Annotated in this window: 15 protein-coding genes; 13 read left to right on the top strand and 2 right to left on the bottom strand. The window is 45.7% G+C overall.

The features are described 5' to 3' along the window. Positions 1-6 precede the first annotated feature (6 nt). Entirely contained in the window at positions 7-2,550 is a 2,544-nt protein-coding gene (gene mutS / locus DW738_RS07505; protein ID WP_123160719.1) for a DNA mismatch repair protein MutS, read from the top strand. Between the two features lie 187 nt (positions 2,551-2,737). Here the strand turns inward: mutS and DW738_RS07495 are convergent, their stop codons facing one another. Together DW738_RS07495 and DW738_RS07490 are read right to left on the bottom strand one after the other, a co-directional pair. Then, positions 2,738-3,196: a DUF3021 domain-containing protein gene (locus DW738_RS07495; protein ID WP_123160718.1), complete on the bottom strand. Its 459-nt coding sequence runs from the start codon at positions 3,194-3,196 to the stop codon at positions 2,738-2,740. Continuing rightward, positions 3,193-3,630 carry a LytTR family transcriptional regulator DNA-binding domain-containing protein gene (locus DW738_RS07490; RefSeq protein ID WP_123160717.1) on the bottom strand — a complete coding sequence of 146 codons (438 nt, stop codon included), beginning with the start codon at positions 3,628-3,630 and terminating at the stop codon, positions 3,193-3,195. Before DW738_RS07490 ends, DW738_RS07495 begins: the two co-directional genes overlap by 4 nt. Before the next feature lie 253 nt (positions 3,631-3,883). Here DW738_RS07490 and mutL point away from each other — a divergent pair, with 253 nt between their 5' ends. From mutL to DW738_RS07430, 12 genes are all read left to right on the top strand, one after another. Then, complete coding sequence (mutL, locus tag DW738_RS07485) at positions 3,884-5,833, top strand: DNA mismatch repair endonuclease MutL (RefSeq protein ID WP_123160716.1); 1,950 nt, start codon at positions 3,884-3,886, stop codon at positions 5,831-5,833. A gap of 20 nt (positions 5,834-5,853) precedes the next feature. After that, the gene (ruvA, locus tag DW738_RS07480) at positions 5,854-6,447 is read left to right on the top strand and encodes a Holliday junction branch migration protein RuvA (protein WP_120701478.1); all 594 of its coding nucleotides are present in this window, start codon (positions 5,854-5,856) and stop codon (positions 6,445-6,447) included. 9 nt (positions 6,448-6,456) lie between these two features. Then, positions 6,457-7,023, top strand: a complete 567-nt coding sequence (locus DW738_RS07475) for a DNA-3-methyladenine glycosylase I (protein ID WP_123160715.1) — start codon at positions 6,457-6,459, stop codon at positions 7,021-7,023. 83 nt (positions 7,024-7,106) lie between these two features. Then, the gene (locus tag DW738_RS07470) at positions 7,107-8,375 is read left to right on the top strand and encodes a competence/damage-inducible protein A (RefSeq protein WP_123160714.1); all 1,269 of its coding nucleotides are present in this window, start codon (positions 7,107-7,109) and stop codon (positions 8,373-8,375) included. Positions 8,376-8,421: 46 nt separating this feature from the next. Then, complete coding sequence (recA, locus tag DW738_RS07465) at positions 8,422-9,564, top strand: recombinase RecA (RefSeq protein ID WP_117744824.1); 1,143 nt, start codon at positions 8,422-8,424, stop codon at positions 9,562-9,564. 87 nt (positions 9,565-9,651) lie between these two features. Beyond that, positions 9,652-10,050, top strand: coding sequence for a transcriptional regulator Spx (gene spx / locus DW738_RS07460; RefSeq protein WP_006595399.1), 399 nt, complete (start codon positions 9,652-9,654; stop codon positions 10,048-10,050). Positions 10,051-10,233: 183 nt separating this feature from the next. Then, positions 10,234-10,827, top strand: a complete 594-nt coding sequence (locus tag DW738_RS07455) for an SP0191 family lipoprotein (RefSeq protein WP_123160713.1) — start codon at positions 10,234-10,236, stop codon at positions 10,825-10,827. A gap of 10 nt (positions 10,828-10,837) precedes the next feature. Then, positions 10,838-11,389 (top strand): hypothetical protein, encoded by a 552-nt coding sequence (locus tag DW738_RS07450; RefSeq protein WP_123160712.1) that lies wholly within the window; start codon positions 10,838-10,840, stop codon positions 11,387-11,389. Between the two features lie 141 nt (positions 11,390-11,530). Then, a complete protein-coding gene (locus DW738_RS07445) occupies positions 11,531-11,797 on the top strand; it encodes an IreB family regulatory phosphoprotein (RefSeq protein WP_006597020.1) in 267 nt (88 codons plus the stop codon). Next, positions 11,797-12,216 (top strand): Holliday junction resolvase RuvX, encoded by a 420-nt coding sequence (gene ruvX / locus DW738_RS07440; RefSeq protein ID WP_123160711.1) that lies wholly within the window; start codon positions 11,797-11,799, stop codon positions 12,214-12,216. The genes DW738_RS07445 and ruvX overlap by 1 nt, the downstream gene beginning before the upstream one ends. Before the next feature lie 16 nt (positions 12,217-12,232). Continuing rightward, complete coding sequence (locus DW738_RS07435; protein ID WP_006595405.1) at positions 12,233-12,544, top strand: DUF1292 domain-containing protein; 312 nt, start codon at positions 12,233-12,235, stop codon at positions 12,542-12,544. Positions 12,545-12,864: 320 nt separating this feature from the next. Beyond that, complete coding sequence (locus DW738_RS07430; protein WP_123160710.1) at positions 12,865-14,112, top strand: folylpolyglutamate synthase/dihydrofolate synthase family protein; 1,248 nt, start codon at positions 12,865-12,867, stop codon at positions 14,110-14,112. The last annotated feature ends 115 nt before the right edge of the window (positions 14,113-14,227 follow it).

The raw sequence follows: 14,227 nt of genomic DNA, 5'->3' as shown, positions 1-14,227 counted from the left end.
AGCGATATGGCAGCAGAAAAAATATCACCTGGCATGCAGCAATACCTAGATATCAAAAAAGACTATCCGGATGCTTTTTTGCTCTTTCGGATGGGGGATTTTTACGAGCTCTTTTATGAAGATGCCGTCAATGCCGCACAGATTTTAGAGATTTCCTTGACTTCAAGGAATAAAAATGCAGAAAATCCGATTCCCATGGCTGGAGTACCTTATCATTCAGCCCAGCAGTACATCGATGTTTTGATCGAAAAAGGCTATAAGGTGGCTATTGCAGAGCAGATGGAAGATCCTAAGCAAGCCGTCGGTGTGGTCAAGCGGGAAGTGGTCCAAGTCATTACTCCAGGGACCGTTGTCGATTCGACCAAGCCAGACAGCGCCAACAACTTCTTGGTAGCCTTGTCTCATGATGAGACGGATTATGGCCTTGCCTATATGGACTTGGTGACTGGAGAGTTTCAGGTCACTAGTTTGAATGATTTTGCCATGGTCTGTGGGGAAATACGAAACCTGCGGGCGCGTGAAATTGTCTTGACCTACTCCTTGTCAGAAATGGAAGAAAGAGTCCTTCTTGGCCAAATGAACCTCTTACTCTCCCCTATCTCAGAAGTGGCGGAGGATGTTCAACTTCTAGGGGCTGAGTTGACTCATTTGGAGAGAATAGCGGCTGGAGGTCTGCTCCAATACGTACAGGAAACCCAGAAGCGGGAGCTCCACCATATCAAGCCTGCCCATCACTATGAAGTCCGTGATTTCTTGCAGATGGATTATGCGACCAAGGCGAGTTTGGACTTGACAGAGAATGCCCGGACAGGTAAAAAACACGGTAGCCTCTACTGGCTCCTAGATGAAAGTAAGACAGCCATGGGAGGACGTCTCTTGCGGGCTTGGATCCAGAAACCCTTAATGGACCGTCATCGGATCGAAGAGCGCCAAGAGATTATCCAAGTCTTCTTGGACCATTTCTTTGAGCGAAGTGATCTGGCAGATCGTCTCAAAGGTGTGTATGACATCGAGCGTTTGGCCAGTCGGGTCTCCTTTGGTAAGATTACTCCCAAGGACCTCTTGCAATTGGGGGAAACGCTGCGCCACGTTCCCTTGATCAAGTCGCTCTTGGTCGAGATGGGAGAGCCTGTTCTAGACCTCCTCATTGCTCAGTTAGATGAGCTACCAGAGCTTTGCCGTCTCATCGAAGCGGCTATTGATCCGGATGCCCCTATCGTTCTGACAGAAGGCAATATCATCCGTACCGGCTTTGATCCAACTCTGGATCAGTACCGTGTCGTCCTCCGAGAAGGGACCGGCTGGATTGCAGAAATTGAAGCCAAGGAACGCGAAGCCAGTGGTATTACCGGTCTTAAAATTGACTACAACAAAAAAGACGGTTACTATTTCCATGTGACCAACTCCCAATTATCCCGTGTGCCAGCTCATTTCTTCCGCAAGGCGACCTTGAAAAACTCCGAGCGCTTTGGGACAGAAGAATTGGCTCGGATCGAAGGAGAGATGCTAGAAGCTCGGGAACAATCAACCAGTCTGGAGTATGCGATTTTCCTACGAATCAGAGAGGAAGTCGGCAAGTACATTCAGCGCTTGCAGTCACTAGCCCAAGCTCTAGCGACGGTGGACGTTTTGCAGGGGCTGGCCTGTGTGGCTGAAAGGCAACAACTGACCCGTCCAGTCTTCCAAGAGGCGCGTGATATCCGGATTGAAAAGGGCCGTCATCCGGTTGTTGAGAAGGTAATGGGAGCTCAAAGCTACATTCCCAATAGTATCCTTATGGATGAGACCTGTGATATCCAGTTGATTACGGGGCCCAATATGAGCGGGAAGTCCACCTATATGCGTCAATTGGCTATCATTGTCATTATGGCCCAGATTGGCTCCTTTGTACCAGCTCAGGCGGCGATCCTCCCCCTCTTTGATGCCATTTACACTCGGATTGGGGCGGCAGATGACTTGGTGTCCGGCCAGTCGACCTTTATGGTTGAGATGATGGAGGCCAACAATGCCATTCGCCAAGCGACTCCAGCCTCTCTTATCTTATTTGATGAGTTGGGACGGGGAACGGCGACCTATGATGGCATGGCTCTGGCCCAAGCCATTATCGAATACATTCATGACCGGACAGGGGCCAAGACACTCTTTGCCACCCACTACCATGAGCTAACCGACTTGGAGCAGACCCTATCTCGCTTGCGCAATGTCCACGTCGCTACCTTGGAGAAGGATGGCCAAGTGACCTTCTTGCACCGGATCGAAGAGGGACCTGCTGATAAGTCCTACGGGATCCATGTGGCCAAGATTGCAGGCCTGCCAAGCGATCTATTGAAGCGGGCAGATGCCATCCTGAGTCAACTAGAAGGCCAAATCCAAGAAGTGCCGGTAGCAGCTCCAACCAAGCAACCCTCTCAAGAGCTTGGAGAGCAGTTATCTCTGTTTGCAGCAGACACCACTCACCCAGTACTAGAAGAATTAAACAATCTCGATATCTACAACATGACCCCGATGGAAGTCATGATGGCAGTTACCGAGATGAAAAAGAGAATATAAAAGAGAGTGGGACAGAAATCGGTAATTCGTTAGAATTCGATTTCGTCGTCCCACCTCCGCACAGTTGAGTAGGGCTGTAAAAGCTGATGAGATCAGCCTAGTAGAGCCCACTCAACCACTGCGTCTTGCTCGACAATCCAAAGACAATTGAGAGGCTAGGACTTTTGTCCCAGCCTCTTTTTATTTATCAAGCCTTCCCTTGTAACTGACGGTTGATGTCATCCACTTTCTTTTTATTGAGGTAGTAAGAGACAGCCCAGACAATGAGATAGACGAAGCTAAACTCAAGAATGACAGAGAGATAAAAACTGATTTGCATTGGGAACCAGCCACCCAAGGTTGCTAAAGGTAGGAAACCAAAGAGCATTAAGAGGTAGTGGCTGACGGTCGCGCGCAACAAACTCCAATCTTTGTTGAAAAGGACACTCCCTAAGCTGAAGAGGAGTCCGATGCCAGCCCAGATAAGGGTACAATAGAGCATAACAAGGGATCCATGAACTTCGTGGGCTTGCATCCACTGGCCGACAGCTGAGCTAGGACTGAGAGGCGTATAAGTGGAAGGGGAGTTTAAAAAAGAAAAGAGGATAGAGAGGATGAGACCGATCAAGATCCCTTTCAGAGCGTTGGTAAAATGGTTTTTCATCATGAGAGTTTCTCCTTAATGGCTTTTAAATAACGGCGAGAGGAGTAAGTCATCCTTCCGTTTTTGAGATAGATTTGAACCGAACCGCTAGTGGTAAAATGCAGGTGATCGATTTCTTTGGTATTGATAATTTCAGATTGAGAAATTTTTAAAAAGTAGATGGGCAAATCTTCAGAGAGTTGGTAGAGCGGACCTGTGAGGATGAAGCAATCATCCTTTGTTTCCCCCACCACTTGCCGGTTTTCAATATAGAAACGATGAAACAAGTGGGTCTCTACAAGATAGGTTTCCCCATCCTTTTTCGCTCGCAAGCGTTCCTTCTGGTCCAATTCCTCTATGAATTGTTGGACTTTCTGGATGCGTTCGCTAGGTTGTGGCGCTGTGATAGCTACGCCTTCTTCTTGAAAATGGGGGTCAATGGTAACTGTTACTTTCATACAAATCCCTTCTAACTGATTGACGTCAGGTAAGCGATCCGCTAGCAGGACCTCTTGCTTACAATTCTATTAAACACTTTTTCAGGCATCAAGACAAGGTTTTTTGCATATTCGGTCATTTTGTCTGTCTATCTGGTAGAAGGCCAGTATCTTTAGTGGAGCTAGGGTACGAGGTTTTATAAACGGAGGCCTTCCCTGGAGATATGGTATAATAGTTCTACCTATGCGCGTATAAAAGATAAGAGGGGAAGCTATGTCACAGATTATCGAATTACCAGAAATTCTAGCCAATCAGATCGCTGCCGGTGAGGTCATCGAGCGCCCTGCTAGTGTGGTCAAGGAACTGGTTGAAAACTCCATCGATGCAGGAGCCAGTCAGATTGTCGTAGAGATTGAAGAAGCGGGCTTAAAGACCATTCAAATCACAGATAATGGACAGGGGATTGCCCATGAGGAAGTGGAATTAGCCCTTCGTCGCCATGCGACTAGTAAGATCAAGAGTCAAGCCGATCTCTTTCGGATTCGGACCCTAGGCTTCCGTGGCGAGGCCTTACCCTCCATTGCCTCTGTCAGTGTTATGACCATCCTAACAGCTCAGGAAGGAGCCAGTCATGGAACCAAGCTAGATGCTAAAGGAGGCGAAATCACTTCTCTTGAGCCGGCAACCAGCCCTGTGGGGACCAAAATCAAGGTCGAGGACCTCTTTTTCAACACACCAGCCCGCCTCAAATATATGAAGAGCCAACAGGCAGAGTTGTCCCATATCGTCGACATTCTCAACCGCCTGAGTCTAGCCCATCCAGAGATTGCCTTTACCTTGATCAATGACGGGCATGAAATGACACGGACGGCAGGGACGGGAAATCTCCGCCAAGCCATCGCAGGAGTCTACGGCCTCGCTACCGCCAAAAAAATGGTTGCCATCGAGACAGGTGATTTGGACTTTGAAGTGTCCGGCTTTGTCTCTTTGCCAGAGCTGACTCGGGCCAATCGCAACTATATTAGCCTCTTTATCAACGGCCGTTACATTAAGAATTTCTTGCTCAACCGGGCTATTTTGGACGGCTACGGCAGTAAACTCATGGTCGGACGCTTCCCGATAGCGGTCATCAATATCCAGATTGACCCCTATCTAGCTGATGTCAATGTCCACCCGACCAAGCAAGAGGTACGTATTTCCAAAGAACGAGAACTGATGGGCTTGATCTCCCAAGCGATTGTTTCCGCTTTGAAAGAGCAAGATCTGATTCCAGATGCTTTGGAAAATCTGGCCAAATCGACGCTTCGTCGAACAGAAAAGCCAGTTCAGACCAGTCTCCCCCTAAAAGAAAATAGCCTCTATTATGATCGAGACAAGGGAGATTTCTTTGTCCGTCCAGAGGTTTCAGAATCCCAGCCAAGTGGTGAAATGACCTCAGAGCAGACGGTTCTCTTTGCTCCAGAAGAGGGAAATCAGGAGACTAAGTCACCAGCCATCAAGTTTGCAGAGCGAAAGGCGCCTCAGTACGATCAATTAGACCACCCAGAGTTGGATCTGGCTAGTCTAGACAAGGCCTATGACAAGCTGGAGGGTGAGGAAACATCAACCTTCCCAGAGTTGGAATATTTTGGCCAGATGCATGGGACCTATCTCTTTGCCCAAGGTAATGGGGGCCTCTACATTATTGACCAGCATGCGGCCCAAGAGCGGGTCAAATACGAAGAATACCGAGAGAGCATCGGGGACGTGGATGGCAGTCAACAACAACTGCTGGTGCCTTATATCTTTGAGTTCCCTGCGGACGATCTGATCCGCCTGCAACAGCGCAAGCACCTCCTAGAAGAAGTGGGAGTCTACCTAGAAGAATATGGGACCAACCAGTTGATTTTGCGGGAGCATCCGATCTGGATGAAGGAAGAAGAGATCGAGTCGGGCATTTATGAGATGTGTGACATGCTCCTCTTGACCAAGGAAGTGTCCATCAAGAAATACCGGGCGGAGTTGGCCATCATGATGTCCTGCAAACGATCCATCAAGGCTAATCACACCCTGGATGATTACTCCGCACGCGATCTGATCTACCAACTGTCCCAATGTGACAACCCTTATAACTGCCCTCATGGCCGTCCGGTCTTGGTCAACTTCACCAAGTCGGACATGGAAAAGATGTTCCGACGCATTCAGGAAAATCACACCAGCCTACGGGAATTAGGCAAATATTAAACAAAGAATAAAGGAATCTTATGTACGAATACATTAAAGGAATCTTAACAAAAATCACCGCCAAATACATCGTGGTGGAGACAGCTGGGATCGGCTATCTCTTGCATGTGGCCAATCCCTATGCCTACTCTGGCAAAATGAACCAAGAGGTGCAAGTCTATCTCCATCAAGTAGTCCGTGAAGACGCTCACCTTCTCTATGGCTTTGCGACCGAAGAAGAGAAAAAGCTTTTTTTGAACTTGATCTCGGTCTCTGGAATTGGTCCAGTCTCAGCTCTAGCCATCATCGCTGCGGATGACAATGCAGGCCTTGTCCAAGCCATCGAAAGTAAGAACATCACCTACTTGACCAAGTTTCCGAAGATTGGTAAGAAAACAGCCCAACAGATGGTCTTGGATCTAGAAGGTAAGATTAATCTTGATCTAGAAGATACACCGGCTCAGACTAAAGTTAAAGCATCCGAGGAAAATCAAGCTCTTGAAGAAGCTATGGAAGCCATGTTGGCTTTGGGCTACAAGGTGACGGAACTCAAGAAAATCAAGAAATTCTTTGAAGGTACGACCGATACAGCAGAGAACTATATCAAATCAGCTCTTAAGATGTTGGTGAAATAGGAGAAGTCTATGCCAAAACGCTGTGACTGGGTTAAAATGAATAACCCACTATATGTAGCCTACCATGATGAGGAGTGGGGCCAGCCCCTCCATGACGACCACGCCCTTTTTGAGTTGCTTTGCTTAGAGACCTATCAAGCTGGTCTGTCTTGGGAGACGGTGCTCAATAAACGTCAAGCTTTCCGTGAGGCTTTTCATGGCTATCACCTTCAAGGTGTCGCAGAGATGTCGGATGAGGAGCTGGAAGCTTTGTTAGACAATCCAGCTATCATTCGAAACCGAGCTAAGATCTTTGCGACCCGCGCCAACGCCCAGGCCTTTCTACAAGTCCAGGCAGAGTTTGGCTCTTTTGATGCCTATCTCTGGTCTTTTGTTGATGAGAAAACCATCGTGAATGATGTGCCGGATTACAGCCAGGCGCCTGCCAAAACAGCCTTATCTGAGAAATTATCCAAAGATCTCAAAAAGCGTGGTTTTAAGTTTACAGGTCCCGTTGCGGTCCTATCCTACCTACAAGCAGCAGGTCTCGTCAATGATCACGAGAATGATTGTGACTGGAAAAATCTTAATCACTAATCCATCGTAGAAAATTTTTCTACGATTTTTCTATTTTTGTGTTACAATGAAGAAAAATTACGAATAGTATAAGTGGAGGCGTTATGAAAGCAGAGATCATTGCAGTGGGAACCGAAATTCTCACTGGACAAATTGTCAATACCAATGCGCAATTCTTATCAGAAAAGTTGGCCGGTCTAGGGATCGACGTTTATTTCCAAACTGCAGTTGGAGATAATGCCGATCGTCTCTTGTCTGTTCTTGCGATTGCGCGTGATCGAAGTGATCTCGTCATCCTCACAGGAGGTCTCGGACCGACCGAAGACGATCTGACCAAGCAAACCCTGGCCCAATTCTTGGATAGAGACTTGACCTTTGATCCCGAAGCAATGGCCAAGTTGGATCGCTTCTTTGCCAGTCGGCCAGACCATGTCCGAACTCCCAATAATCTGAGACAAGCTCAAATAGTGACAGGCTCTACGCCCCTCCAAAACCTAACCGGTTTGGCAGTGGGAGGGCTGATTGAAGTAGAAGGTGTTAGCTATGTGGTTTTGCCTGGTCCTCCTAGTGAATTGAAACCTATGGTTACGGATGAGTTGGTGCCTCTGCTAGCGACAGGAGAGAAGCTCTATTCACGTGTCTTGCGCTTCTTTGGGATTGGGGAAAGTCAGCTGGTAACTGTCTTGGCAGATGTGATCGATAGCCAAACAGACCCGACGGTGGCCCCTTATGCCAAGACCGGAGAAGTCACCTTGCGCTTGTCGACCAAGGCTTCATCACAAGAGCGAGCAGATCAGAAATTGGATCAACTGGAGCAAGTGATTCTCCGTCATGAGACCTTGGATGGTCAATCCTTGAGCCAGCTCTTCTATGGCTATGGAGATGACAATTCCCTAGCTAAGGTGGCTTTTGAACTCTTGCGCGAGCGGTGCTTGACCCTGACTGCAGCGGAGAGCTTGACGGCCGGGATGTTTCAGTCGAGTCTGGCTAATTTCTCAGGAGCCTCAGCGGTCTTACCGGGAGGTTTTGTTACCTACAGCATAGAGGAAAAGAGCAAAATGCTCCAAATCCCCCTAGCTGAGTTGCAAGAACATGGAGTGGTCTCAGCTCATACAGCTGAGCGGATGGCGGCACAAGCCCGTCTCTTAACAGGGGCTGACTATGGAGTCAGTCTGACAGGTGTTGCCGGTCCAGATAGCCTGGAAGGGCACCCAGCGGGAACTGTCTTTATTGGAATTGCGGGTCCTAAAGGAGTCCAATCGATCAAGGTCAATATCGCTGGCCGGAGTCGTATGGATGTTCGTAAAGTCGCAGTCCTCCATGCTTTTAATCTGGTACGCAAGACTGTATTATTAGATGAAAATTTGCTATAATAAAAAGAAGGTGTAAAACACTACGCTTTGAATATAGGAGAAAAGAATGGCGAAAAAACAGAAAAAATTAGATGATATCTCAAAGAAATTTGGAGATGAGCGTGAAAAAGCCCTCAATGATGCCCTGAAGTTGATCGAAAAAGACTTTGGTAAGGGTTCCATCATGCGTCTGGGCGAACGCGCAGAACAAAAAGTACAAGTCATGAGCTCTGGTTCCTTGGCTCTTGATATTGCCTTGGGTGCTGGTGGTTATCCAAAAGGTCGGATCATCGAAATCTATGGTCCAGAATCATCAGGTAAAACAACCGTTGCCCTCCATGCAGTAGCGCAAGCCCAAAAAGAAGGAGGCATTGCTGCCTTTATCGACGCCGAGCATGCCTTGGATCCATCTTATGCAGCAGCTCTTGGGGTCAATATTGATGAACTCCTCTTGTCTCAACCAGACTCAGGGGAACAAGGACTTGAAATTGCGGGTAAATTGATCGACTCAGGCGCTGTTGATTTGGTCGTGATTGACTCTGTTGCTGCTTTAGTACCACGCGCAGAAATCGATGGAGATATTGGTGACAGCCACGTTGGTTTGCAAGCGCGGATGATGAGCCAAGCCATGCGCAAACTTGGAGCTTCCATCAACAAGACCAAGACCATTGCCATCTTTATCAACCAATTGCGTGAAAAAGTTGGGGTCATGTTTGGGAACCCTGAAACAACTCCTGGTGGTCGTGCCCTTAAATTCTACGCTTCTGTTCGTCTAGACGTCCGTGGAAATACCCAGATCAAGGGAACGGGTGATCAAAAAGATACCAACGTTGGTAAAGAAACCAAGATCAAGGTTGTGAAAAACAAGGTAGCTCCACCGTTCAAGGAAGCTATGGTTGAAATCATGTACGGAGAAGGAATTTCGCGTACAGGCGAATTGCTGAAAATTGCAACAGACCTCGATTTGATCCAAAAAGCTGGTGCTTGGTATTCTTATAACGGCGAGAAGATTGGCCAAGGTTCTGAAAATGCTAAGAAATACTTGGCAGACCATCCAGAAATTTTTGATGAGATTGATCACCAAGTGCGCGTGCGCTTTGGTTTGATCGATGATGACACTGCTGTAGTTGCACAAGATGAAGTAGCTGAAAGCTCACTTGTTGAAGAAGTAACACTAGATCTTGATGATGCAATTGAGATTGAAGAGTAATTTTTTTCAAAATAGGTCGAAAGACTGATGGTTTTTATGGTATAATATACTACAATGTTATTATCGTGTGGCGAAAGGAGTGCATACATGATTAAAATTTACACAGTTTCAAGTTGCACGAGTTGTAAAAAAGCCAAAACTTGGCTAAATGCTCATCAGTTGATCTATAAAGAACAAAACCTAGGTAAAGAAGGGATTACAAAAGAAGAATTACTCGATATTTTGACCAAAACAGAAAATGGAATTGCAAGTATCGTCTCTTCAAAAAACCGATACGCTAAGAATCTAGGAGTCGATATTGAAGACCTCAGCATGAATGAAGTTATCGATATCATCTTAGAAACACCACGAATCTTGAAAAGCCCTATCCTAGTGGATAACAAGCGACTTCAAGTTGGTTATAAGGAAGACGATATTCGGGCCTTTTTACCACGTTCTGTACGAAATGTTGAAAATGCGGAGGCTCGCTTAAGAGCAGCCCTATAAGAAACAAGTAGCCAATCGTTTAGCTACTGAGAAGAGTCGAGATCCTACGATCTCGACTTTTTCTTTTGTGTCTCGATAAAGAATCCACAAAAAATGCTTGTAAGAATGTTTTTGCGGGGGATTCTATGGTACAATACTTCTGTGGGGAAAATCCCTTTATAGAAGCTTATTAAAGGAGAAAACATGAAAAAGAAGCTTATTTGTCTAGGAGTCTTGCTCCTGGCGTTGACAGCTTGTGGACAGAAGAAACATGGGAAAACCGATTCTTCCAGTGTTCAAAAATCCAACAGTGCTAAAATTGAATCATTTAATAAAGAAAATCGAAATCTGTTAGAGAAGGCGGAAGAGCAGCAAGTCTTTACCAAACATTTTGTTCTTCCTACAGATGAGAAAGGTATTCGCCAAGAACAGACCATCACCTATCAAGGGGAACAATTACAAAAATTGGTCATGACCAATACCACTCCTGCCAGTGATGAATTGAAAAAAGCCATTCAAGAGGTCGGTCTCGAAGAAGCCCAACGATTGATGGTAGAGTCGATGGACAAGGATGAACAACTCCGACAGGCGCGGGCCCTTCCAGGTTTTACAATTGAACTGACCCTACCAAATGAAAATGAATACCAAACGGTCATCACTTATGATTTCACCCAGTTGGATACGAAAAAAGCGGTGGAGTTAGAGTACTTCAAAACAGCCAATGTTGCAGATTTGTTGAAGTTGACACCAACAGAATATATGAATAATCTACTCCGTAATGGAGCAAAAGAAGAATAAGGAGAAAAACGTGAAAAAAATTTTTTTACTAGTCGTTGCAGGATTGCTTGTCTTGGTAGGTTGTGGGAATTCTCAATCAAAAGGGGGCAAGTCCTTATCGAAAGATAGCGTCGTCACTCGGACCTTTAAGATCGATAGAGATGTCGATGAAGTTGACGAGGTAGGTAAACAGGAAATTACAGTGACAGTATCCTACCAAGGAAAGAAATACAAGAAAGTTTCAATCAAACTAGCGACTCATGTGTCGGATGAATTCAAAGCCGAAATCAAGAAGTTGATCGATGCTGAGGATGATAAAGAGGGTGCCAAGCAAGCCTTGATTGAGGGCTATGAAGGAGAAGGGGGCATTGATGAACTAAGAGACTACGATGGGATTACCGTGACATCAGATTGGACAGGTGAAGCAATGGTCTCTGAGATTGAGATTGATCCTGATAAAGTAGACTTCGATGACATTAAAAACAGTGAAGACTTGGGAGAAATTTGCAAAATGATCAAGACTTACTCTCCAACGCTCTTCATCAAAAACATGGAAAAAAATGGCTTTAAAGAAGTAAAATAATGTCATTGAAAAATGCAGAAGATTGCTTTCAAAAATAAGTGATAAAAAGTCCAAGAAAGCCCGTAAAATCAATATTTTTCGTTTGAAAAGGTATGGAAATTATGGTATAATAGTACTAATATAAAGAAAGAGGGTGGTATTGTGGGATTTACAGACGAAACAGTACGTTTTAATCTTGACGATTCAAACCGTAAAGAAATTAGTGATACATTAAAGGATGTCTACTTATCTTTGGATGAGAAGGGCTACAATCCAATCAATCAAATCGTTGGTTATGTACTCAGTGGTGATCCTGCTTATGTACCTCGTTATAACAACGCTCGCAACCAAATTCGTAAGTACGAACGAGATGAAATTGTTGAGGAATTGGTTCGTTACTACTTGAAAGGGCAAGGGATCGATCTCTAATGAGAATTATGGGACTAGATGTTGGCTCGAAGACAGTCGGAGTAGCCATCAGTGATCCATTAGGTTTTACTGCTCAAGGTCTGGAGATTATTCAGATTAATGAGGAGAAGGGAGAGTTTGGTTTTGATCGTCTCTCTGAACTGGTGAAGGAATACCGGGTTGATAGCTTTGTCGTTGGTTTACCAAAAAACATGAACAACACAAGCGGCCCTCGCGTGGAAGCGAGTCAAGCTTATGGGAAGCGCCTTGAAGAGTTGTTCAACTTGCCGGTTGAGTATCAAGATGAGCGTTTGACGACTGTTGCAGCGGAGCGAATGCTGATTGAGCAAGCGGATATCAGCCGAAATAAGCGTAAAAAAGTCATTGATAAATTGGCTGCCCAGTTGATTTTACAAAATTATTTAGATCGAAAATTTTAGAAAAAGAGGAAATAAGATGGCACACAATCATGATCATGATCACAACCATGACGAACGCGAATTGATTACATTGGTGGATGAGCAAGGAAATGAAACCTTGTTTGAAATTCTTTTGACCATTGATGGAAAAGAAGAGTTTGGTAAAAACTATGTTCTTTTGATTCCTGCAAATGCAGAAGAAGATGAAAATGGTGAAGTAGAAATCCAAGCATACTCATTTACTGAAAACGAAGACGGAACAGAAGGCGACCTTCAACCAATCCCAGAAGATTCAGATGATGAATGGAATATGATTGAAGAAGTCTTCAACAGCTTTATGGAGGAGTAAAAATGTTCAGTGAACATTTTTACCCTTGCGTTGGAAATGCAGACCGCAAGTAAATCCAGTGGATGTTTTTACCCCAACTCCTAGAAATTAGAAGAGTTGGAACGTCTGGGGGACGTTTTTAGCCTTGCGCTAGAAACAAAAAACGCAAGCAAGTCTGGGAGACTGTATCACCCCTGCGCAAGAAATACAAACCGCAGGAACATCCAGTGGATGTTTTTAGCCTTGCGCTAGAAACACTAGAAGCGGAATAGCGATCAAAGAAATAGCGGAGCGTGAGCCAGTAATATGGCTTGATCGCTCTTTTCTTTTAGGAGAAAGAAATGAATCAAATTGAAGAATGGATGAATAGTCGAATTGGACTCAATTTTCGTTCAGGCTTGGGGCGCATGCAACAGGCTGTAAAGCTCTTAGGGAACCCTCATGAAGCCGTTCCGATGATCCATGTGACAGGGACAAACGGGAAGGGATCAACCATTGCTTTTATGCGCCAACTATTCCAGCAGCATGGTCTGAAAGTCGGGACCTTTACTTCTCCGCATATCGTTAGTATGCATGATCGGATTTGTATCAATGGGCAACCGATTTCGGATCAGGATCTGATTCGCTTGGGTCAGAGAATCCAAGCGATGGAGTCTCAGCTTCTCGAGACTCACGACCAACTCTCCTACTTTGAGATTGTCACCCTCTTGGCCTTTTTGTATTTTCATGAGCAAGAAGTAGACTTGGCCTTGATTGAGGTTGGGATCGGAGGGCTTCTCGATACGACCAATGTCATCACAGGAGAAGTAGCAGTGATTACCTCAGTAGGTCTGGATCATCAAGAGACCTTGGGAGGAAGTCTAGAGGCCATAGCTGCTCAAAAAGCTGGAATCTTTAAAGCAGGGAAGCCGGCTGTTATCGGTCCATTGGCTGAAGAGGCTGAGCAAGTCTGCATAGAAAAGGCCAAAGCAACAGACTGTCCGCTAGCTCGCTATGGAGAAGATTTCCAACTGGTAAAGGGTGTCTTCCAAGATGCCCGGCATCGGTTTGATTCACTAAAAGTGGGGCTCAATGGAGCTTACCAGGAAGAGAACGCTGCGGTGGCTCTTGAAGCCTTTCTCCTCTTTATGGAGCAGAGAGGGAAGCAAGTTGATGAAAACTGTGTTCGGGAGGCTTTGCAAGCGACTAGCTGGCCGGGTCGTCTGGAAAGCTTTGGCCAAGGAGTCTATCTAGATGGCGCTCACAACCCTCATGCTATCCATCGATTGGTCGAATATGCGCGCACCTTTTCAGATAAACGGGTGAAGATCCTCTTTGGTGCGTTAAAGCGCAAAGATTACAAGGGGATGTTGGAGATCTTTTCAAGAGACTTGCCGGAGGCGGACTTAACGGTGACGACCTTTGCTTATGGGGAAGTTGTCCAAGAGGCGGATGGCTTAGGCTATCCTTATGTAGCTGATTTCAGAGATTACTTACAGGATTTTTATAGCCGACAAGATGGCCAAGAGGTGCTATTTGTCACTGGCTCACTCTACTTCATTTCAGAAGTACGCGCTTATCTACTAGAGCAAGGAAAGAATCCTTTATAGGCAGTAACCCTCATCGGTCAGTCATAAAGATTGACCGAAAACTACCTCTATCGTATACTAAAGGTGAGCCACAAATGAACGGGGAAGTCCGTTAAAAAAGTTGGCGCGAAAGGAG

The organism is Streptococcus sp. AM28-20 (assembly GCF_003603595.1).
Classification (GTDB): Bacteria; Bacillota; Bacilli; order Lactobacillales; family Streptococcaceae; genus Streptococcus; species Streptococcus ilei.
The sequence above is the reverse complement of the archived record's forward strand: the minus strand, read 5'-3'. Positions and strand labels throughout refer to the sequence as shown.

Bases quoted from the DNA above. Each gene is read 5' to 3' on its own strand.
- ruvA (WP_120701478.1), top strand. From the start codon at position 5,854: ATGTACGAATACATTAAAGGAATCTTAACAAAAATCACCGCCAAATAC.
- DW738_RS07475 (WP_123160715.1), top strand. From the start codon at position 6,457: ATGCCAAAACGCTGTGACTGGGTTAAAATGAATAACCCACTATATGTA.
- spx (WP_006595399.1), top strand. From the start codon at position 9,652: ATGATTAAAATTTACACAGTTTCAAGTTGCACGAGTTGTAAAAAAGCC.
- DW738_RS07490 (WP_123160717.1), bottom strand. From the start codon at position 3,630: ATGAAAGTAACAGTTACCATTGACCCCCATTTTCAAGAAGAAGGCGTA.
- DW738_RS07470 (WP_123160714.1), top strand. From the start codon at position 7,107: ATGAAAGCAGAGATCATTGCAGTGGGAACCGAAATTCTCACTGGACAA.
- DW738_RS07430 (WP_123160710.1), top strand. From the start codon at position 12,865: ATGAATCAAATTGAAGAATGGATGAATAGTCGAATTGGACTCAATTTT.
- ruvX (WP_123160711.1), top strand. From the start codon at position 11,797: ATGAGAATTATGGGACTAGATGTTGGCTCGAAGACAGTCGGAGTAGCC.
- recA (WP_117744824.1), top strand. From the start codon at position 8,422: ATGGCGAAAAAACAGAAAAAATTAGATGATATCTCAAAGAAATTTGGA.
- DW738_RS07455 (WP_123160713.1), top strand. From the start codon at position 10,234: ATGAAAAAGAAGCTTATTTGTCTAGGAGTCTTGCTCCTGGCGTTGACA.
- DW738_RS07435 (WP_006595405.1), top strand. From the start codon at position 12,233: ATGGCACACAATCATGATCATGATCACAACCATGACGAACGCGAATTG.
- DW738_RS07495 (WP_123160718.1), bottom strand. From the start codon at position 3,196: ATGATGAAAAACCATTTTACCAACGCTCTGAAAGGGATCTTGATCGGT.
- mutS (WP_123160719.1), top strand. From the start codon at position 7: ATGGCAGCAGAAAAAATATCACCTGGCATGCAGCAATACCTAGATATC.
- mutL (WP_123160716.1), top strand. From the start codon at position 3,884: ATGTCACAGATTATCGAATTACCAGAAATTCTAGCCAATCAGATCGCT.